Below are 21,801 nucleotides of genomic sequence, written 5' to 3'. Positions count from 1 at the left end.
CGTCGTTTATCCAGCTACCTATCCCCAGTGGGAGAATCCATGAATACCTTTGTTTAACGAAAAAAAGAAATCATGATCTTCGGCCTAGCCTAAACAATCATAATCAGAAAAAAGATCGGTTCTTCCCGGCGAAATGCAGCGGAGGAGATCTTTATGGATGGCGCTACGTCCTTAGTGGGGCCACGGCTAATAACCCGCTGTAAATATATGAAATGGACCCATGTTTTATAAAAATGAATATACCGGATAAATTCATTAATATCAAATAGTTGCTGGTAACAATATAGTTATCATTCGTGAATATTAACGTATCGGATATGTTAAAAGGCGAAGACACTTTGTTAGTGAATATGGGAAGTAAATCTCCCGGACTGAATAAATAAAACCCCGCTATTTTCTACAAATGCGTCATTCCAAAGATATTTTTCAATAAAAAGAATTAGTGCGCCGCCCTACTCATTTCGTGAACATGAAAGAGTTTTAAAAGGCGGATTATGCATTTCCGGTTTCTCCGGACGGGCCACAGAAAAGAAAGATTCAGTTTTTTCTTACTACCGGAGGATGTCGACGGTAAACCGTTACATTAACGATGGTCAACTATCACCACGCCTGCCGGCACGCCGAGACGAACGGCAAGGGATTGCGCACCCGCCATACCGGCGCTTTTCCGGCTTCGCTTATGCGGGCAGGACACCTCTTGCAGCCACGGGATAAATTATCCGTCGTAATGGCTGGTTGAGACAAAGAGTAAGAGATGTTTACTTTGTGAACAAAAAAATTTTCCGTGATCAAGAACTTTCTTTGCCTTATAGAGTCTGAATTAGTGCCACTGCTTTTCTTTGATGTCCCCAAATTGAGGAGCCCGATCGTCCCGCCTTCTTAGGTTCAAGACTTTCGGGTTTTTTATTGTCCGCAACATTTTCACCCATCCCCGGTTTACCGCAGATGACCGTCACGTTTGTTCAGGTTTGCCTTCTTTCAGAAGGCTTTTTGCATATACGCGGCGCGGGAAACGTCTGTGTCAAAATGTTTGGCGGCAAAATAAACCATATCATGCCATTAAGAGGATATTGTTCCGAGACAAAAATGGTTTTTTATTTGAACCAATGTCTATTCTAAAGTAATAAGTTAATAACCTAACTAATTATGAACCTATAGTGTAATAGTATACTGTATAAGATGCATTGACTCTTATGCATAGCGAGCTCTTATCAATGCTTATTGAAAATAATTATTAATTAAATAATATACCATTATCATTTTTTTATAGACTCGAATGGTAACCCAGCGAAATTACAGCATAAAGTGATAAGATAAAGCATGATGAATTTATAATAACAAGATCAAATCCCCATCACAAAACAACATTCTCTTATAGATACAGATAAATCCCTCTGATTAATAGTAAACAGCAGCCTTCATGATTGCCGTAAAATAACCGATCAGGCTCAAAAAAAACACTTTTATGCATGAATATCCGACTTAAAGGATATATTATACAGGCGGGATATCAAATTTAATCCGGTTTTGATGATTGCTTATTTGTAACTTTATCCTTTCGCCATAATAGGACGAAGGGTGATATATGCACTGGCTCAAGTGAGCCGTTAACCCCACTACCTGGTCTTTTTTTCGGAGAATTAATGGATACAACGCAAGCTACTTCTGTTACGGTGGTCCGTCACAGAACGGCCATGCAGTGGCGCAAATCAGATTCGGTCTGGATGCTGGGCCTTTACGGCACAGCAATCGGGGCCGGCGTACTGTTTCTACCAATCAATGCGGGCATCGGCGGTTTATTGCCTTTACTTATTATGTCGATACTCGCTTTTCCCATGACGTTTTATGCCCATCGGGGCTTGTGCCGCCTCATCCTGTCAGGTAAGCCGGAATGCAACAATATTACCGACGTCGTTGAGCAACACTTTGGTTCTCTTGCCGGTAATATCATCACGCTACTTTATTTCTTTGCCATCTATCCCATTTTACTGGTGTATAGCGTGGCGATCACCAATACCGTCGAAAATGTCATCACATACCAACTGCATCTTGCCGCTCCGCCACGCGCATTATTGGCTCTCATTCTACTCGTGGGTCTGATGAGCATTGTCCGGTTAGGCAAAGATATTATCGTCAGGGTAATGGGCATCCTGGTCTTTCCCTTCGTGGCGGTATTGATGTTTCTGGCGGTATTCCTGATTCCTCACTGGAACGCCGATATATTCCACCAGCCGTTATTAACCGCAGGCGCAGGCCAGGGCGGCTTAATCAACACCCTGTGGCTGGCCATACCCGTACTGGTATTTTCTTTTAATCATTCACCTATTATTTCTTCGTTTGCCATGGCAAAACGCGGCGAATACGGCGACCACGCCGAGCAGAAGTGCTCGAGGATATTGTTCTTCAGCAATATTCTTATGGTGTTGACCGTCATATTTTTTGTCTTTAGCTGTGTATTGAGCTTAACACCGGCGCACATGGCCGACGCCAAAGCGCAAAATATTTCAATACTCACTTTCCTGGCCAATCATTTCAATAATCCCTATATCGGGTTATTGGCACCACTGGTGGCATCCGTGGCGATAGCCAAGTCCTTTCTCGGCCACTATCTGGGAGCCAGCGAGGGATTTTCCGGACTGCTTGCCAAATCAATACATAAGTGCGGCAAAACAGTTCATCCAAACACGGTGAATAGGCTGACCGGCGGTTTTATGCTTATCACCGCCTGGCTGGCGGCAACCTACAATCCCAGTATTCTGGGAATTATCGAAACCCTGGGCGGTCCCGTCATAGCCATGCTGCTGTTCCTGCTGCCGATGTATGCTATTCAAAAAGTTCCGGCATTGGCCCGCTACCGCGGTGCGGCAAGCAATTATTTTGTCTGGGGAGTAGGATTTGTTGCCTTGACGGCGATTATTTATAAGCTGCTGTAAAACGTCTGTCAACCGGCTGAAACCTCCCCGTGGGGAGGTTTTATTGATCAGCGCATGGCAAACCCAAACCAGCTGTGCAGTTTTTGCAGGAACCAATCCCAGATGTTACGGAAAAATCCGCCGCGCTGCACCTCATCCATCACCACCAACGGTCGTTGCGCAATCACTTTGCCGTCTAACTGGAAATCGATGGTGCCCACTACCTGATGGCGCGACAGCGGCGCTTCCAGATAGGGCGAGTTTAACGTGAAGGATGCTTTCAAACCTTTCATCTGACCCTTGGGCAACGTTACGGAAGCATCCTTGGCGACACCGAGATCCACTTCGCTGCGATCGCCGAACCATACCCGCTGCCGGGTAAAGGCATGAGCCGCAGTAATCGGCGTCGCCGTCTCATAAAAGCGGAATCCCCAGGTCAGCAGCTTCTCGCTCTCGCGAAAGCGCACGCTGTCGGTGGGAGCGCCCAGCACGACTGAAATCAGCCGCATTCCGCTGTCGGTGGCCGAGGCCACCAGACTGTGACCCGCGCCGTCGGTATAGCCGGTTTTGATACCGTCCACATTCAGATTACCGTCCCAAAGAAGACGATTACGGTTCAATTGCTTGATTTTATTGTAGGTGAATTCTTTCTGCTTATGCAGCGCATACTCATCCGGTGCGTCCTGAATCAACGCCTGGCTCAGCAAGGCCATATCCCGCGCGGTGCTGTATTGTCCTTCGGCATCCAGACCATGGACGGTCATAAAGTGGGTATTTTTCAGGCCAAGGGCATCGACATATTTATTCATCAGGCTGACAAACGCATCCTGGCTGCCGGCGACATAGTCCGCCAAGGCGATGCTGGCGTCATTACCGGATTGAATAACCACCCCGTTGTTCAAATCGGCTACCGAAACCTGTTCGCCGGGCTTTAGAAACATTAAAGAGGAACCGCGCAATTCCGGATTGCCGGTGGCCCAGGCATCTTTGCCGATGGTGACTTTATCTTGCTGGGTAATCTTCCCGGCCTTGATGGCCTGGCCGATGACATAACTCGCCATGATCTTGGTCAGGCTGGCGGGATCAAGGCGCTGATCGGCATTGGATTCCGCCAAAACGGTGCCGCTTTGGTAATCCATCAGTATATAGGCCTTGGCATTGATTTGCGGCACACCGGGCGCCGTCTCCGCCTGGGCGGCCGGAACGGTGAACACCAACAGGGCGCCGAGGGTAAGCCCATGACATTTATGTGGGAGAGCGAAATTCTTCATGACGTGGCCAGAGTATCCATTCAAAATAAAATGGTTACCGCGTTACTCACGGTAGTGGATTGAGCGTAGCAACCTGATAAACAGCTTTCAGGATGTAGGAATCATGTTCCAGTTGGTTGAGTTTATTCAATACCCCTTAACTTTGCCGCATCAAGAACTCATTTTCAGCATTTTTGTGTCCTGATGTGACGCCGATCGACATCATCCCAGTGGCAATGAGGCCAATGGTATTCCCCAGCAAAAACTGCGTCAACGGTAATAACGCAACCGGCGGGTTAACCAACGGCACGGAACGGATGAAGTTCTCACCACGGTATCGATGCGGCGCAGCACGCTATTTTGCCATCATAAATGCCGTTGGATGATATCCGGCGGAATTCCCGACGGCGGCCCGCCTATGATTGAAAGCAGCTTGGCCGTCCTCCCTATCAGAGATCTCTCACTAGCAGCGGCAGTAAAAGAAAGGCATAGATCAGATATATAGCACTCCCGCTTGCGCGGAATTCTCCCTAATCAAATACACCGCCGCGCCCGGATGGGGGACGATGCCAAAGAATAACAATATCGTACTTACCATTCTCATCAAGCTCATGAAAACGATTTTTCTGGATAAAGAAAATGTGATCCCGGCCTTTCATCTGATGATTGAATCTTAAATATCATAAAGGCCTATCTTGTTCTTTGCTTAGCGGTCAGCTCTAATACAAAATACCAGTAAGAAGCTTTTATATAAAATATCATTATTATATTAATTAATTTTTCAGGTAAATATTCAAACATCAAGCATAAAAACAGCCAATAACACCATATGGAGGGATAACGCATACCGGTTATTCTAAAATTAACCCAAAAATCGATGGAACATATAAGATTAAGCGAGCAGTTACTGCCTTTATGGACGTCTTATGGCAAGGCATTAACCACAAAGAACTATCGTCAATAACGTTTGATACTGAGAGGGCGCGATGCTGACGATCTGGGGACATGAAAACTCGATAAATGTTAAAAAAGTGTTGTGGTGTGCCGCAGAACTTGCTCTTACCTACACTGCCATTCCCGCCGGAGGCGTACATGGCAAGGTTAATGATCCTATTTTTCTTTCCCTCAATCCTAACGGCCTGGTGCCTTGCCTGCAGGACGATGAAAATGACCTGGTATTATGGGAATCCCATACCATCGTACGTTACTTAGCGGCCCGATACGGCCAGAGCACCTGGTTGCTGACGGATGCATCGGTACGCGCCGCCGCCGAAAAATGGATGGATTGGGTTCTATCCAGTTTGGCGCCGGCACTGGAGCCATTATTGAGCAATGCCGGCCCGGGAAAGGGGAACCTTCGTGATCAGAAGCTCTCAATTGCCGGCATCAAACGCTGCGAGCTGTTATTTGATATTGCCGAGAACGCGCTGGAAAAACAGCCTTATTTTTCCGGCAGCGGTTTTGGTATCGGCGATATCCCCATCGGCTGCTATGCCTATCATTGGTTCAATATGAGTATCCATCGCAAGCCGCGCACGCATTTACAGCATTGGTACGACGCCGTTTCGGCCAGGCCCGCCTTTCAAGCCCGAGTCATGATACCGCATACCTGACATTATACCGGGCGCCCCGGCGTCCGGGACAAGATTATTCCAGTTCCAACCGAAGCAATTCCCCTTTGCGCTCATCCGTCAGCACATAGACATAACCGTCCGGACCGACCCGCACGTCACGAATACGTTTGCCCCGCGCCTCCAGCAAACGTTCCTCTGACGCCACCTTATCTCCATCCAGCGTTAACCGTATCAACGCCTGCTGCTTCAGCGCCCCGATAAACAAAGAATGCTGCCAGGAAGGGAAACGGTCCGCATCGTAAAATGCCATGCCGCTCACCGCCGGGGATTTTTGCCAATACCACACGGGCTGTACGGTTCCAGCCACTGCCCCGCCCTGCGCTTCGGGTATTTTCAAGCCGGAATAATTGATACCATAGGTAGCGATGGGCCAGCCGAAGTTGGCCCCTTTGGAGATGATATTCACTTCATCTCCTCCCTTTGGCCCGTGCTCATTTTCCCATACCACGCCAGTCCAAGGGTTAAGCGCCAGCCCTTGGGGATTACGATGCCCCAGCGACCATATTTCCGGCCGGGCGTTCTCATCATGTACGAAGGGATTGTCCGGCGGTATGTCGCCTTCACCGGTCAAACGCACGATTTTGCCCTGATGCTTGGTGAGATCCTGCGCGGTAGGACGACGGTTGTTTTCACCCAGGCTGATAAATAGAAATCCCTCCCGATCAAAAACCAGACGACCGCCGAAATGCTCGCCGCTGGAGAGCTTAGGCTGTTGGCGAAAGATGACTTTGAAATCCGTCAGCCTGTGATGGTCTTCCGATAAACGGCCATACCCCACCGCCGTTCCGGCATCATTTTTTCCCTGCTCGGCAAAGCTTAGATAAACACGCCGCGTTTGAGCGAAGTCGGGGGCCGGCAATACGTCAAACAGCCCTCCTTGTCCATGGGTATAGACAGAGGGAATCCCGTCGATAGGCGCCGATAAGGGCTGCCCGGGCTGCCAATAGCGGAGCCTGCCGGGCCGCTCCGTGATCAATAGTCCTTCATCCAGGGGCAAAAAAGCCAGCGACCAGGGGTGGTCCAGGCCCGTCAATATCGATGTAACCCGCGTTTCGGCCGCCCTTCCCTGCCCGCTCGTCAAAAGCAGTCCCACCGACAGCAGCCAGGCGAATATCCTTCGCATGTGATTATCTCCCTCATAGGATTCCTGATTAAGCGTAGAAATGACCCGGAGGTTACGCGATGAAGGTTTGCCAGTTTTACATTAACTGACAAAGCGGTTGGACATAGAGGGCTCTCTGCCGCTGTATCGGTATAAGGGGAATGGCAATTGAGCCAAGCCGTCACGGACAGTTATTTTTTTGCTTTAAAATTAATGAATTGCATATTGCTAATTAATTTATGATTATGATAAATATTATTAACATCATGACTACCCCAACGAGGGGGACACATTTGTCCTCCAATAAGGCTGGTTCAAAGCCCTCGTAACCGCCCGGATAAAGAGGGGCGTTGCAGCAGGAATGAAATAAGGAGTGGCAATGCATACTTTAAAATCCGGCCTCGCCATTATTATCCTTAGTCTTTCGGCCAGCGGATGCATTTCCCGGCAGCCGTCAACCGTTGCCGGCACGGCGCAACAGCGGCTGGCCGATCAAACGGTATCCGCCGTCAACTGGATGCAGCAATCCGGCGAATACAGCGCATTGTCATACCAAGCATTCAATGCTGCCGAAATGGCCTTTAATCAGGCGAGACCCAAACCAGGATTAAAAAAGGCCGTGGTGGTGGATCTGGATGAAACCATGATCGACAACAGCGCCTACGCCGGTTGGCAAATAAAAAACCACCAGCCCTTTACCAACGCCAGCTGGAGCCGCTGGACCCAGGCGCGTAAAGCCAAGGCGCTGCCCGGAGCGGTGGAGTTTTCCCACTACGTCAATGAGCACGGCGGGCGAATTTTTTATGTCTCCAATCGCGACCAGAAGGATTACGGCGCTACGGTGGATAACCTCAGGGCCTTGGGCTTTGCCGACGTCACGCCGCAAACGCTGTTGTTAAAACCTGCCGGCGGCAGCACCAATAAGACGGATCGTTTTAGCAATGTGGAAAAACAAGGCTATGATATCGCGGTGTTTGTCGGCGATAACCTCAATGACTTCAGCGGCGAGCCTTATCATCAGTTAAATACCCAGCGCCGGGATTTCGTCAATCGTCATCAAGACGATTTCGGCCATAGATATATCATGCTGCCCAATCCCAGCTATGGCGACTGGGAGAATGGCCTGTCTAAAGAGTATTCTGCGGCAAGCGATCAGGACAAGCTGAAGATTCGCGACAAGATGATTGATGCCTGGGATGGGAAATAATGAGCTGGGATCCGTACTTCCATGGGGGCTTTCACCTTATTGAATTCCGCTTTTATTTTTGACGCGGATCTCCTTTGTCAACTTTTCAGCTTCGGGTCCAGCGCATCCCGCAATCCGTCACCTAGCAGGTTAAAAGCCAGCACCGTCAGAAATATCGCCAGGCTCGGGAAGATGGCGATATGGGGCGCCGTGACCATATCCGCCCGCGCTTCGTTGAGCATGGCGCCCCACTCCGGCATCGGCGGCTGTGCGCCGAGGCCGAGAAACGACAGGCTGGCGGCGGTGATGATGGAGGTGCCGATGCGCATGGTGAAATAGACCACGATGGATGAGAGCGTGCCGGGCAGGATATGGCGCAGGATAATGGTGCGATCCGGGGCGCCGATGCTGCGGGCGGATTCAATAAAGGTCTGGTGCTTTAATACCAGCGTATTGCCGCGCACCAGGCGAGCGAAAGCCGGGATACTGAAAATCGCCACCGCAATAATCACATTGGTCATGCCGCTGCCCATGATAGCCACCACCGCAATGGCCAGCAGAATACCGGGAAACGCGAACAGCACGTCGCAGATGCGCATAATCAGCCGATCGTACCAGCCCTCGTAATAACCGGCCACCAGACCGAGGGCGGTGCCCACTACCATGCCCAGCAATACCGAAAAGAATCCCGCCGCCAGGGAGATACGTGCGCCCATCAGAATACGGCTGAAGATATCCCGTCCCAGGGAATCCACCCCCAGCCAGTGAATCAGCGTCGGGCCTTGATCCAGCCGGTCGTAATCAAAATAATTTTCCGCATCGTAGGGCGTGAGCCAGGGGGCAAGCAGGGCCACGACTACCAGCAGCACGACAAAAATCCCCGCCGCCAGCGCCAGCGGCTGTTGTTTAAACCGGCGCCAGAACTCGTGCCAGGGTGTGCGCACGGGATGGGAAGACATCACCGGCATAGCCGCGAGGGCGGCCTCGCGTCGCCAGAATTTCATTCCAAGCCCTTAATGGTACCGGATAGACGGATTGATTGCGGCATATAGCATGTCCACCAGTAAATTAATCAAAATAAATTCCAGGGAAAACAGCAACACTTCGGCCTGGATCACCGGATAGTCGCGCATTTCCACCGAATCCACCAATAAACGCCCCAAACCGGGCCAGTTGAAAACCGCTTCCACCACAATGGACCCCCCCAGCAGGAAACCAAACTGCAGACCCATCATGGTGATAACCGGAATCATGGCGTTGCGTAAACCGTGCTTGACGATTACCCAGAATTCCCCCACCCCTTTGGCGCGGGCGGTGCGCATATAATCTTCCTGCATAACTTCCACAAAGGAAGCGCGGGTAAATCGCGCCATAATGGAAGCCACCGCCGCGCCCAGGGTGATGGAAGGCAGAATATAATGCTTAAGACTGTCAGCCCCCACGGTGGGCAGCCAGCCGAGGTAGACCGAAAATACCTGCATCAGCAGGATGCCCAGCGCAAAGGCGGGAAATGAGATGCCCGATACCGCCAACGTCATGCCGATCCGATCCGGCCAGCGATTGCGCCACACCGCCGAAACGATGCCCAGCGCCATGCCGAAAATCACCGCCCACACCATGCTGGTGAGCGTCAGCCAGAAGGTGGGCATAAACCGGGAGGCGATCTCTTCGCTAACCGGGCGTTTCGACACCAGCGACCGGCCGAAATCGCCGCGTAATGCCCGGGTGAAAAACCGCAAAAACTGCTCCGGCAACGGTCTGTCCAGCCCCAAATCCTGCCGCACCAGCGCCACCACCGAAGCGTCGGCATTGGATCCCGCCACCAGCCTGGCCGGATCCCCCGGCAGCAGGTGGACGAACAGGAACACCAACACCGCCACGATCAGCAGCGTCGGCACCAGTCCCAGCAGACGCTTGATAAAATAGTTCAGCATGCGCGCGGGCTATTTCATGTCGGCGTGGGTGAAATCAAAGGAGCTGTCCGGCATCACATAAAATCCGGTGAGATTTTTACTGTGCGCGTAAAGCAGCTTTTCAGTGAGCAGGAAAACCCAAGGGGCATCGGCCCAAATTTTATCCTGAGCGTCTTTATACAAACGGGTTTTTTCCCCGCGATCGGTGGTTTTCAGCGCATCGATCAGATCTTTATCCACCTGGGGATTACTGTAAAAGGCAGTATTAAAAATGGCCGGGGGCGCCGACGGGGTGGCGAACAGCGGCGTCAATGCCCAGTCCGCCTCACCGGTTGAGGCCGACCAGCCAGTATAGAGCATGCGCACGCCGGTTTCATTAACCCCTTTGGATTCCACTTGGGCGGCGCGCTGGCCGGCATCCATGGCGGTTACCGTGGTTTTGATGCCCACCTGGGCCAACTGCTGTTGCGTGAACTGCAGGGCTTTCTGAAAGGTACTGGTATTATGGGACGACCAGAGGGTGGTGGTGAAGCCGTTGGGATAACCCGCCTCTTTCAGCAGTTCCCGTGCCTTGGCCGGATCATAGGGCCAGGGTTTGTATTTCACCGAATAATCTATCCCCGCCGGCAGCGGCCCTTGCGCCGGCACGCCGTAGCCGGCATAGGCGACCTTGATCAGGGCATCTTTGTTGATGGCATAGTTGATGGCCTGGCGCACCTTGAGGTTGTCAAACGGCTTTTGCGTCACGTTCAGGCTAATATAGCGCTGCAGGATAGAGGGGGCCGAGACCAGATCCAGCTTGCTGTTTTTCGCCAGCACGGCGGCCTGTTCGTAGGGTACCGGGTAGGCGAAGGTGGCTTCACCGGTTTGCAGCATGGCGGCGCGGGTGTTGTTATCCACCACCGGCCGCCAGGTGATGCTGTCCAGTTTCGCCTCCCCTTTCTGCCAGTAGCCGTCGAAACGTTTAACCTTCACGAAATCGGTGGGGTTCCAGACCACGAATTCGTAGGGACCGGTACCCACCGGATGGAAGCCGATCTCCTTGCCGTATTTTTGCAGCGCCGCCGGAGAGATCATGGCCGCGGCCGGATGGGACAGGTTATTGATAAATGGCGAGAACGGCGTTTTCAAAGTGATTTTTACCGTATCGGCATCAACCGCCTCGGTCTTATCAATCATCTTGAACAGGTTGTAACGCTTGAGATGATTATCCGGGTTACTGGCGCGATCCAGGTTGGCCTTCACCGCGGCGGCGTTAAAGTCGGTGCCGTCCTGGAATTTAACGCCCGTGCGCAGCTTGATGGTATAGGTCAGGCCGTCGGGAGAGACCTGATAACTGTCCGCCAGGACATTCACCTGCTTCATGTCTTTATCGAAGCCGAACAGTCCTTCATAGAAGGATTTGGCCACCGCCTGGGACAACGTATCGTTGGCGTCATAGGGGTCTAGGCTGGTGAAATTGGATCCCACCGCTATCACCGCGTCCTTGGCGGCCCATGCCGGCGCTGAAGAAAGGGCTGCCAATACTGCCGCCGCCACCAGCCAGTGACATTTGTTTTTATGCTGTGTCATAACGTTTCGTTCTCCATGAAGATCCTTGTCAGTAGGCGCCGCCAACGGGGTGACGGGCAACATAATGCCCGACGCCCACCTTGACCAGCGGCGCAACCAGGGGTTCATCGCCCAGGTCCCGGACGGGGCTGGGAATTTCATCTACCAATAAAGCACTTTCAGGCCGGCGGCGTGAAGGATCGGGCACCGGCACCGCGGACATCAATTTACGGGTGTAGGGATGCTGCGGATGGGCAAATACCTCACGTCGCGGACCAATTTCCACGATTTGTCCCAGGTACATCACCGCGACCCGGTGGCTGATGCGTTCCACCACCGCCATATCGTGGGAAATAAATAAAAACGCGATGCCGAATTCCCGTTGCAAATCCAGCATCAGATTGATTATTTGCGCCTGTATAGACACATCCAGGGCGGAAACCGATTCATCGGCAATCACCACCTTGGGATTAAGGGCCAACGCCCGGGCGATGCAGATGCGCTGGCGCTGTCCGCCGGAAAATTCATGGGGATAGCGCTGGGCATGTTCCGGCAGCAGGCCGACCCGCTCCAGCAGGGTTGCTACCCGCTGCTGCGCCGCTTTTCCCTGCGCTACGCCGTGCACCAGCAGCGGCTCCATGATGGAGTAGCCTACGGTCAGCCGCGGATCGAGGGAGGCATAGGGGTCCTGGAAGATAAACTGGATATCCCGGCGCAAATGCTGCAGGGCGTTACCCTGCATTGAAATAATGGATTGTCCGTTAAAGATGATATCGCCGCTCTGGCTCTCCACCAGGCGCAGCAACGCGCGGCCGGTGGTGGATTTTCCGCAGCCGGATTCCCCCACCAGAGCCAGGGTTTCACCGGGATAAAGGGAAAAGCTGACCTTTTCCACCGCGTGCACCCGCCGCCGGACCCGGTTGAAAATGCCGCCGCGCAGATCAAATCCCGCTACCAGATCCTTCACCTGCAGGATGGGGGAGGAGCCCGGCGGTACCGTATTCTGCGGCCTTTCATCCCCGATCGCGTGTTCAATGCCATCAGTATTCAGGCCTGTTTCACTCTGTGATGGGCTGCCTGGCGGCAAGGGCAGCGGCGCGAATTCTGCGGACCGGACCGGTTCGCCGGGTCCCACGACTTGAGCATCCGGCGCCGCCCCCGGCGAGCTTTTCAGCAGCGGAAATTTAGCCGGGAAATCGCGGCCGGCCATGGAGCCGAGCTTCGGCACCGCCGCCAGCAGCGCCCGGGTATAGGCGTGGCGCGGCGCGGAGAACAGCTGGTTTACCGACGCCGATTCCACATCGCTGCCCCGGTACATAACCAAAACCCGATCGGCCATTTCGGCAACCACCCCCATATCGTGGGTAATAAAGATTACGCCCATCTGCATTTCCCGCTGCAGACTGCGGATCAATTGCAGAATCTGCGCCTGTATGGTTACGTCCAGCGCGGTGGTGGGTTCATCGGCGATAAGCAGCGCCGGTTTGCATGATAGGGCGATGGCAATCATTACCCGCTGGCGCATACCGCCGGATAGCTGGTGCGGAAACCTGTCAAGCATGTTCCTGGCATTGGGAATGCGCACCAGATCCAGCATGCGCAGCGCTTCGGCTCGCGCGCCGCGATGATCCTTGCCCTGATGCAGGCGGATGGATTCGGCGATTTGCTCCCCCACCGGAAAAACCGGGTTCAGCGAGGTCATCGGTTCTTGAAAAATCATCGCCATGTCGGCGCCCCGCAGGGTCCGCAGCGTGGAGGCCTTGGCCTGCGCCAGATCCAGCACCTCGCCGTTGCGGCGGCGAAACAGCAGCGTTCCGCTGTCAATACGACCGCCCCCCAGTTCCACCAGCCGCATGACCGACAGCGCCGTTACCGACTTGCCGGAGCCCGATTCCCCCACAATCGCCAGCGTTTCGCCCCGGCCAACGTCAAAAGTGATGCCCCGCACCGCGCCGATGACCTGGTTTTCATGGCTGAAATGCACGCTGAGATCGCGCACCGACAGCACCTGATGGCCGGCCAGCGCCAAACCGCCATCGGCTGTGGCCTTGTCTTGGAGACTCGTCCCCAGGTCCTGCGCCATCAGCGATAAATCCCGATCTGGATGTCGCTGTCGACATAACCGATGGCCCGGTACATGCCTTCGGCGTTAAAAGGCAACGCTACGTTGCCGGCGCGATCCACGGCGATAAGACCGCCGGTCCCGCCCATAGGCTGGATTTTTTCGAAAATGACCCGCTGGGCCGCGTCAATCAGCGTACGGCCGCCATAAGCCATCTGCGCCGCCAAATCATAGGCGGCCACGCCGCGGATAAAGATTTCACCCGTCCCGGTGCAGGAGACCGCGGCGGTAGCGTCGTCAGCATAGCAGCCGGCGCCGATAATCGGCGAGTCGCCCACCCGTCCGGCGTGCTTGTTGGTCATACCGCCTGTAGAGGTGGCGGCGGCGACATGGCCGGATGCATCGCAGGCTACCGCGCCCACGGTGCCGAGCTTGCGATCCGGATCGATAGGATCCGGCGAATCATGATCCAGCACTGAACCGCTTTCATTTTGCACTGCCTGCTGCCACTGGGCATAACGCTCCGGCGTAGCAAAGAAGTCCGGCGCCACCTGCTCAAGGCCCCGATCAAAAGCAAAAGATTCCGCGCCGGCGCCAATCAGCATGACGTGAGGACTGTGTTCCATTACCTCGCGGGCGGCCAGGATGGGATTGCGGATGCAAGACACGCCGCTGACGGCGCCGGCGGCACGGTTGCTCCCGTCCATGATGGCGGCGTCCAGCTCATGCCCGCCCTGGTGGGTATATACCGCCCCTTTGCCCGCGTTGAACAACGGACATTCTTCCAGCAGGCGCACCGCTTCGGTCACGGCGTCAACGGCGCTGCCGCCTTGGGCCAGCATCTCCTGCCCGCGCCTGACGATAACGCCCAGGGCATCGCGATATTGCCGCTCCCGTTCCCCACTCATGGCTTGGCGCGCAAGAGCACCGGCACCGCCATGGATGACTATCACTGGTCTTGTCACTGGATAAATTACCTTGCCTGCGCTTTAAATGTGAAAACCATCGCTACGCCGGTCTATGCCGACATCCCTTGTTGCTGTCACTGAAAATTGTGCGGATAAATTATTTTAATAAGTGTGGCATATAACGATTAGGTTATCATTTTTGACTATATTGACCCTGCTCGTCGGTGTAAAGGAGAAATGCACCGTGTTGATTGTATAAGCGATAACGGCATTTCGTTAGTCATAACGCGGCAAAACGAACGGCAGGCTTTCATTCTCGCCGAACGCGTTTTCTGCCATAATGGCTGATTAATTCCCCTACCGGCCGCCCACTCTTCCGGCCGATGGCACAGGAGTCAAGATGGCCGAGTCACATTCTCCCTTGCTGACGCTGGAGCAAGCCCTGGTAAAAATGTTCTCCGTGGTGCAGCCGCTGGCGGACAGTGAAGTTCTGGCATTAACCGACGCCGCCGGTCGGGTGACCGCCGGGCCGATTATCTCGCCGGTCGACGTGCCGCCGTTTGATAACTCCGCCATGGATGGTTATGCGGTACGCCTGGCGGATTTGGCAAGCGGACTGCCGTTGCCGGTGGCCGGTAAAGCCTTTGCCGGCGCCCCGTTTACCGGCGAATGGCCGTCGGGTACGACGGTTCGCATCATGACCGGCGCGCCGACGCCGGCGGCGGCGCAAGCGGTCGTCATGCAAGAGCAGGCCGAGGTGGCCGACCATGGCGTGCGTTTTACCGCCCCGGTCAAGGCGGGACAGAATATCCGGCGTATCGGCGACGACATCCGCCGGGGAGAAGAAGTGCTGCCGGCCGGCCGGATGCTCGGGGCGGCGGAACTGCCGCTGCTGGCCTCCCTGGGTATCGCCGACGTGGCAGTAGTGCGCCGGCTCAAAGTGGCGCTGTTCTCCACTGGCGATGAATTACGCCCCATCGGCGCGCCGCTGGCCGCCGGACAAATTCATGATACCAATCGGTTTACCGTGCGCCTGATGCTGCGGCAAATGGGCTGCGAGGTAATCGATTTGGGTATCGTGGCCGATAACGCCGATGCCCTGCGCGACGCCTTCCGACAGGCGGATAACCAGGCGGATCTGCTGATTACCAGCGGCGGCGTGTCGGTGGGGGAAGCGGATTACACCAAAACCGTGCTGGAAGAGTTAGGCCATATCAATTTCTGGCGCCTGGCCATCAAACCCGGCAAGCCTTTTGCCTTCGGCCGGCTGGACCATGCCTGGTTCTGCGGACTGCCGGGCAACCCGGTTTCGGCCGCAGCCACATTTTATCAGCTGGTACAGCCCGTTATCGCCCGGCTTTCCGGCCGGGTCGGCTGGCGGTTACCGGCCCGCCTGCGTGCCCGGCTGCTGACGCCGTTGAAAAAGTCTCCCGGCAGGATGGATTTCCAGCGCGGCTATTTTAACAGCAACGATCGGGGCGAGATCGAGGTAAGCAGCACCGGCGACCAGGGCTCCCATGTGTTCAGTTCGTTCAGCGCCGCCAACTGTTTTATCGTGCTGCCCGCCGAACAGGGGGCGCAGCAGGCCGGGGAATGGGTGGAAATCGAGCCTTTCAATCAATTATTGCTGGCCTAGTGCCGGCAAGTAGTGCAGGCAAGTCATGCACGCAAGAACAGGAACGAACCATGGCAAACGAACTCAGTCATGAGGAAATGCTGCGCTATAACCGGCAAATCACCTTGCGCGGCTTTGATTTCGACGGCCAGGAAAAGCTCAAAGGGTCCGGGGCGCTGATCGTCGGCCTGGGAGGATTGGGCTGCGCCGCGTCGATGTACCTGGCCGCCGCCGGCATCGGCCGCCTCAAACTGCTGGATTTTGATCAGGTGGCGTTATCCAACCTGCAGCGGCAGATTCTGCATACCCACCGGCGCATCGGCATGGCGAAAGTGAATTCAGCCGCCGAGGCCCTGGCGCAAATCAATCCCCATGTCCACATTGCGGCCTATGACGCCATATTGGATGATGACGCCCTCGGCCCGTTAATCGACGGCAGCGATGCGGTGGTAGACTGCAGCGATAATGTCGCCACCCGGGAGCAGTTGAACAGGCTCTGTTTCAGCCGGCGCAAACCGCTGATTTCCGGCGCGGCCATTCGTATGGAGGGGCAGGTCAGCGTCTTTACCTATCAGGCCGATGAGCCCTGCTACCGTTGCCTGAGCCGCCTGTTCGGCGGCGAAACCCTAACCTGCGCCGAATCGGGCGTCATGTCGCCCCTGGTGGGTGTGATTGGTTCGCTGCAGGCCATGGAGACCATCAAGGTATTAACCGCCTTCGGCAAACCCTCCGGCGGCAAACTGCTGCTGTACGACGCCATGACCATGCAGTTCCGGGAAATGGCGCTGCATCGCGATCCCCACTGCGAGATCTGCGGTAACGCGGAAGCCTAAACCGAGCGTGTTAAAGGGAGAGCGCGCCAATGTGGTCGAAGCGGGCGTGGTTTTACCGCCCGCCCGAGCGCCACATGGCACGCTAGGCCCGACAACGCGGAAGCCTAAACCGAGCGCGTCAAAGGGAAGCCATCGCATAGCCGGGCCGCTAGCTAGTTCACTCCCTGGCTGCGCAGATAATCCTCGTAGTTGCCGGTAAAGTCCGCCAGGCCGTCCGGCGTCAGCTCCAGAATACGGGTGGCCAGCGAACTGACGAACTCACGGTCATGGGAAACGAAAATCAGCGTACCCTGGTACAGTTCCAAAGCCATATTCAGCGATTCAATGGATTCCATATCGAGATGATTGGTAGGCTCGTCCATCAGCAAGATATTCGGCTTTTGCATCATGAGCTTACCGAACATCATACGGCCCTTTTCCCCGCCGGATAACACCCCGACCGGTTTATTGATATCATCCTGGCTAAACAGCAGCCGGCCAAGAATGCTGCGCACCGCCTGCTCGTCATCGCTAGGCTGTTTCCACAGGCTCATCCAGTCGAACACCGTGATATTTTCCGTAAACTCGCTGGCATGGTCCTGGGCATAATAACCAAGCTTGGCGTTTTCCGACCATTTGATTTCGCCCACCGACGGCGCCAGCTCCCCCACCAGGGTCTTCAGCAAGGTGGTTTTACCGATGCCGTTGGCACCAAGCACCGCTACCTTTTCCCCCACTTCCAGCATCAGGTTCATATCCTTGATGAGCGGCGGCTGGCCTTCATAGCCCTGGGTAAGCTGCTGTATGGTCAGCGCGTTACGGAACAATTTTTTATCCTGCTCAAAACGAATGAACGGATTCTGGCGGCTGGAAACCTTTACTTCATCAAGCGTAATCTTTTCGATTTGCCGGGCGCGGGAGGTAGCCTGACGGGATTTAGACGCGTTGGCGCTAAAACGGCTGACGAAAGACTGCAATTCGGCAATCTGCGCCTTTTTCTTGGCATTGCCGGCCACCAACTGCTCCCTGGCCTGGGTGGAGGCGGTCATATAATCGTCGTAATTGCCTGGATAAATCCGCAGCTCGCCATAATCCAAATCCGCCATATGGGTACAGACCATATTCAGAAAATGCCGGTCATGGGAAATGATAACCATGGTGCTGTTGCGATCGTTCAGGACCTGCTCCAGCCAGCGGATGGTATTGATATCCAGGTTATTGGTGGGCTCATCCAGCAGCAGGATGTCCGGATTGGCAAACAAGGCCTGCGCCAGCAAGACCCGCAGTTTCCAGCCGGGCGCCACTTCACTCATGGGACCGTAGTGCTGTTCCAGCGGTATGCCCGCCCCCAGCAGCAGTTCACCGGCGCGGGCCTCAGCGGTGTAACCGTCCATCTCGCCGTACAGCACTTCCAGATCGGCGACCCTGTATCCCTGCTGCTCGGTCATCTCCGCCAGGGCGTAGATACCGTCGCGCTCTTCCTTCACCGCCCACAGTTCGGCATGCCCCATGATGACGGTATCGAGCACCGTAAAGTTCTCGAAGGCGAACTGGTCCTGGCGCAATTTGCCCAGCCGTTCATTAGGATCGAGAGCGATATGGCCTGAACTGGGGACTAAATCTCCGCCGAGGATTTTCATCAGGGTGGATTTCCCGCAGCCGTTGGCCCCAATCAAGCCATAGCGGTTGCCGCCGCCGAACTTGACAGAAATATTTTCAAACAGCGGCTTGCTGCCGAATTGCATGGTGATGTTATTACTGATTAGCAAAAGAGATACTCTTCATTAAAATGTGACACTGGGCACATTATGCCACAATCCGCTGCCAAATTGCGCCCCCTGTCTGCACACTCCTTCCCATGTCCGCATACCATAGCAGCACAAAAGATACCCGCGCTATCCGTTTCCGGGCCGCTTGCGGGACGACGAATCATTATCATCGTGCAGAAAAACGCATCATTTGGGCGGCCTGAAGTCGTCGCGTTCATGGCGGAATTGACGTTGATATTAAATATCCTTCCAGCCAACCGTGGAGTGAAAATAATTTTTTTATAAGGTTTATTTATTATAAGACGTCCATCTTTCACAGACCCATTTTCATTTTAGCGACAGATAATTTTTGACATCGTTTATTTCGGCCTGTTTATCAACATTAAATCCCCTATCCAGCACTGCCGGTGCTGCAGGAGTGGAAAAGGTCGAGCCTTTTAATGATTAAAGGAAGGCAATGTATCTTGGCGATGCGTCGGCGGGGAATTATAGCGCTGTGACGGCATGTCATGAAAAATTCATCGATAAAGTCATGTGGAGGTTTGTATATGTCGGTGTAACCCGCTAAGGTAGTGGTCTGCATATTGCAGATTGTTTCGGCAGGATGTATTTACAGTATGTAGCTGAAAATGCAGCTACAGGCAACAATGAGTAACCGCTGGCGGGTGATTGAATAGCATATCAAGGCTGAAGACCCTGAAGAATAAGGGCATGGCTGACTTATCAACCATGCCGATGAGCGATTCTCCAACATGTTAATTCATGTCGCAGAGTAATCGCTATTAGAAGCGATAACCAACACCGGCGATCCAGGTGCCGACATCGACACTGCGGATACGGCTTTGTTCGTAAGATACGTCTATGGCAACGTTATCCATCGGGTTGAACTGAAGACCCGCGCCGTAGGAAACACCCACGTCATCGTTGCTATGGGTATCACGGACTGCAGTGGCATTATTGGTAAACTTACCGGCGCCGATACCTACAACACCGTAGATGCTGGCCCAATCGTTGATACGGAATGCCGGACCGGCGGTAAAGCCATAGTATTGGCCTTTCTGGTAGTTGCCGTCATTGAGCTGGTTTTTTTCGAGATAAGTAAAGGAGCCGATGGCGCTCCAGGGATTGGTGTTATCCCATTCGTAGCGGTACTTCAAGTTGAAACCGCTGGCTTTGTTGATGATGCCCTGGGCATCACCCTGCGCGTAACCTGCTGTTACGGTACTGTCGCCTGCGACCGCTGAACCTGCTGTTACGGCCAAAACACAAGCTAACGCTGAAAGACATGCAATTTTTTTCATACCCACCTCAAATGTGAAATTTACGTCCTAACCACGAAAATATAACAAAAAATAGCACGAAACTCTGCTTAATAATTGTTGTCCAAGTGAACGTATCGTGTAACATAAGTTTTCTATTGCATCTATCCTATTCTTTTTTCTTATGTTTTCCTCTCCGGGGCCAAAACCCACCTTTACGTATACTTACAAGATATTGAGATAATTCCGAAGCGGATGAATAAAAAATAGCCCATCAAAACGATATTTCCTCAATTTTCTGTTCACATATCATGTCGCAAATTTCAGGATGATTCGTATTTTACCGCTTCGTTTATTATTTGATGAGGAAAATTCGAAAATATGGAACGCAAAATGCATTCCTCCATGGAGAAACATTGCCGGGGAAACATTGCCAAGAATAGAGGATACCGCACCCGGCGGAATTATTTTTAGTACCTTTTGGTACATTTTGCCAAGGGCTTTATGCCCGGGAATTAATTCGCACCGAGACCGCTGCCCGGTTTTTTTTGACCGTGACCGTTCCTTGGCCAATGCCGTTTATCAAATTTTGTTGTACTATAATATATGAAGAAGGCGTTAATTTTAAATGAAAACCATTTGTATTTGGATGCTCCGGCAGGCACGGGAGCGCGCAAAGATTATGTTAACGCCGGTGGAACTTGGCCGGTGCGCTCATGGCGGCCGGCAGGGGTAGGATGACAGGTATCAGCAATATGAGCGATAGGGAGCAAACCCTGCAAATGATGCTATACTTTTAAGCCTGAACGAATTAATAACGATCAATATTAGAGGATGATTGATGATGAGTACCGCTAAACTGGTTAAAACGAAATCTTCCGAATTAATTTATACTCGTAACAGCATTGAAGAAGATTTGAAAGTCTCGACTATTGCTTTGCTTAATCGCCTGGTAGTGGAATTTGTTGATTTGGCGCTGATTACCAAGCAAGCTCACTGGAACATGCGCGGTTCCAACTTCATAGCCGTACATGAAATGCTTGACGGTTTCCGTACCGCTATCCTTGATCATCAGGACACCATTGCCGAACGTGTCGTCCAGTTAGGCGGCGTGGCTCTGGGTACGGTTCAGGTTACCAACGACAAAACGCCGTTGATTAGCTATCCCACCAATATCCACAGCGTGCAGGACCATCTGAAGGCCCTGGCGGAACGTTATGCTGTCGTGGCCAACGATACACGTAAAGCAATAACCCAAGCCGATGATGATGACACGGCGGATATCTTTACCGCTGCGTCACGGGATCTTGATAAATTCCTGTGGTTTATCGAATCCAATATTGAATAAACCCGACCCGGCTGCATTCGCCGGCTGGTTTTGCAGATAAGCGCAAAGGCTGACAACGCAGGTTGCCGGCCTTTTTGTTATGCAGACATTTCTCAAAACGCTTTAAGGGGGGCAGATCCATGGCAAGCGGCTGGGCGCCGGACGGCGCGGTACAGGACCAAATCGACTCAACTATTGAAGATGCGGTAAAACGAGCGCGCCATTCACTCTCACGGGGAAATAGCGCCGCCGTCTGCCAAGAGTGCGGCGAACCCATACCTGAAGCCAGACGTCTCGCCCTTCCCGGCGTCCAGCTCTGCCTGTCGTGCCAGGCGGAACGGGATAAAAAGATGTCTTCCCACGCCGGCTATAACCGCCGGGGCAGTAAAGACAGTCAACTGCGTTAAATCCTGTCAGCAGACTTTCCCCATGCAAGCTGAATTTTTACATTTTGGTCGATGTATAAGCCGTTCAGCCACCAGGCATCGCTATAATAAACAC

Annotated in this window: 16 protein-coding genes; 7 read left to right on the top strand and 9 right to left on the bottom strand. The window is 53.5% G+C overall.

Annotated elements, in window-relative coordinates:
- The first annotated feature begins 1,643 nt into the window (after nucleotides 1–1,643).
- Nucleotides 1,644–2,933 carry an aromatic amino acid transport family protein gene (locus ACL2XJ_RS15870; RefSeq protein WP_413723771.1) on the top strand — a complete coding sequence of 430 codons (1,290 nt, stop codon included), beginning with the start codon at nucleotides 1,644–1,646 and terminating at the stop codon, nucleotides 2,931–2,933.
- A gap of 47 nt (nucleotides 2,934–2,980) precedes the next feature.
- Here ACL2XJ_RS15870 and ACL2XJ_RS15865 read toward each other — a convergent pair whose 3' ends face one another.
- On the bottom strand, nucleotides 2,981–4,183 hold the full coding sequence (locus ACL2XJ_RS15865; RefSeq protein ID WP_413723770.1) for a serine hydrolase: 1,203 nt from the start codon (nucleotides 4,181–4,183) through the stop codon (nucleotides 2,981–2,983).
- A 965-nt stretch (nucleotides 4,184–5,148) separates the two neighbouring features.
- Here ACL2XJ_RS15865 and ACL2XJ_RS15860 point away from each other — a divergent pair.
- Entirely contained in the window at nucleotides 5,149–5,775 is a 627-nt protein-coding gene (locus tag ACL2XJ_RS15860; protein ID WP_413723769.1) for a glutathione S-transferase family protein, read from the top strand.
- Between the two features lie 34 nt (nucleotides 5,776–5,809).
- Here ACL2XJ_RS15860 and ACL2XJ_RS15855 read toward each other — a convergent pair whose 3' ends face one another.
- Nucleotides 5,810–6,919 (bottom strand): PQQ-dependent sugar dehydrogenase, encoded by a 1,110-nt coding sequence (locus tag ACL2XJ_RS15855; RefSeq protein WP_413723768.1) that lies wholly within the window; start codon nucleotides 6,917–6,919, stop codon nucleotides 5,810–5,812.
- A gap of 358 nt (nucleotides 6,920–7,277) precedes the next feature.
- Between ACL2XJ_RS15855 and ACL2XJ_RS15850 the strand changes: the two genes are divergently transcribed.
- On the top strand, nucleotides 7,278–8,105 hold the full coding sequence (locus tag ACL2XJ_RS15850; RefSeq protein ID WP_413723767.1) for a 5'-nucleotidase, lipoprotein e(P4) family: 828 nt from the start codon (nucleotides 7,278–7,280) through the stop codon (nucleotides 8,103–8,105).
- Between the two features lie 77 nt (nucleotides 8,106–8,182).
- On the opposite strand, the gene gsiD is transcribed toward ACL2XJ_RS15850, so the two are convergent.
- From gsiD to ACL2XJ_RS15825, 5 genes are read right to left on the bottom strand one after another with little or no spacing between them, the layout of a single operon-like run.
- The gene (gsiD, locus tag ACL2XJ_RS15845) at nucleotides 8,183–9,088 is read right to left on the bottom strand and encodes a glutathione ABC transporter permease GsiD (protein WP_413723766.1); all 906 of its coding nucleotides are present in this window, start codon (nucleotides 9,086–9,088) and stop codon (nucleotides 8,183–8,185) included.
- 9 nt (nucleotides 9,089–9,097) lie between these two features.
- Nucleotides 9,098–10,018 carry a glutathione ABC transporter permease GsiC gene (gene gsiC / locus ACL2XJ_RS15840; protein ID WP_413723765.1) on the bottom strand — a complete coding sequence of 307 codons (921 nt, stop codon included), beginning with the start codon at nucleotides 10,016–10,018 and terminating at the stop codon, nucleotides 9,098–9,100.
- A 9-nt stretch (nucleotides 10,019–10,027) separates the two neighbouring features.
- Nucleotides 10,028–11,569, bottom strand: coding sequence for a glutathione ABC transporter substrate-binding protein GsiB (gene gsiB / locus ACL2XJ_RS15835; protein WP_413723764.1), 1,542 nt, complete (start codon nucleotides 11,567–11,569; stop codon nucleotides 10,028–10,030).
- Between the two features lie 28 nt (nucleotides 11,570–11,597).
- Entirely contained in the window at nucleotides 11,598–13,631 is a 2,034-nt protein-coding gene (locus ACL2XJ_RS15830; protein ID WP_413723763.1) for a dipeptide ABC transporter ATP-binding protein, read from the bottom strand.
- Nucleotides 13,631–14,575, bottom strand: a complete 945-nt coding sequence (locus ACL2XJ_RS15825) for an isoaspartyl peptidase/L-asparaginase family protein (protein WP_413723762.1) — start codon at nucleotides 14,573–14,575, stop codon at nucleotides 13,631–13,633. Before ACL2XJ_RS15825 ends, ACL2XJ_RS15830 begins: the two co-directional genes overlap by 1 nt.
- A 343-nt stretch (nucleotides 14,576–14,918) precedes the next feature.
- On the opposite strand from ACL2XJ_RS15825, the gene moeA reads away from it, so the two are divergent.
- Nucleotides 14,919–16,154: a molybdopterin molybdotransferase MoeA gene (gene moeA, locus ACL2XJ_RS15820; RefSeq protein WP_413723761.1), complete on the top strand. Its 1,236-nt coding sequence runs from the start codon at nucleotides 14,919–14,921 to the stop codon at nucleotides 16,152–16,154.
- Nucleotides 16,155–16,204: 50 nt separating this feature from the next.
- On the top strand, nucleotides 16,205–16,966 hold the full coding sequence (gene moeB, locus ACL2XJ_RS15815) for a molybdopterin-synthase adenylyltransferase MoeB (protein ID WP_413723760.1): 762 nt from the start codon (nucleotides 16,205–16,207) through the stop codon (nucleotides 16,964–16,966).
- Between the two features lie 152 nt (nucleotides 16,967–17,118).
- Here moeB and ACL2XJ_RS15810 read toward each other — a convergent pair whose 3' ends face one another.
- Together ACL2XJ_RS15810 and ompX are read right to left on the bottom strand one after the other, a co-directional pair.
- Entirely contained in the window at nucleotides 17,119–18,714 is a 1,596-nt protein-coding gene (locus ACL2XJ_RS15810; RefSeq protein ID WP_132922696.1) for an ABC-F family ATPase, read from the bottom strand.
- 782 nt (nucleotides 18,715–19,496) lie between these two features.
- Nucleotides 19,497–20,015 (bottom strand): outer membrane protein OmpX, encoded by a 519-nt coding sequence (gene ompX, locus ACL2XJ_RS15805; RefSeq protein ID WP_413723759.1) that lies wholly within the window; start codon nucleotides 20,013–20,015, stop codon nucleotides 19,497–19,499.
- Nucleotides 20,016–20,817: 802 nt separating this feature from the next.
- Here ompX and dps point away from each other — a divergent pair.
- Both dps and ACL2XJ_RS15795 read left to right on the top strand, forming a co-directional pair.
- Nucleotides 20,818–21,321, top strand: a complete 504-nt coding sequence (gene dps / locus ACL2XJ_RS15800) for a DNA starvation/stationary phase protection protein Dps (protein WP_413726904.1) — start codon at nucleotides 20,818–20,820, stop codon at nucleotides 21,319–21,321.
- A gap of 119 nt (nucleotides 21,322–21,440) precedes the next feature.
- A complete protein-coding gene (locus ACL2XJ_RS15795; protein ID WP_132922698.1) occupies nucleotides 21,441–21,707 on the top strand; it encodes a DksA/TraR family C4-type zinc finger protein in 267 nt (88 codons plus the stop codon).
- Nucleotides 21,708–21,801 lie beyond the last annotated feature (94 nt).

It is taken from the genome of Sodalis sp. RH16 (assembly GCF_047324245.1).
GTDB lineage: Bacteria > Pseudomonadota > Gammaproteobacteria > Enterobacterales > Enterobacteriaceae > Acerihabitans > Acerihabitans ligni.
Note: the sequence above shows the minus strand (reverse complement) of the source record. Positions and strands in the feature narration are given on the sequence as shown.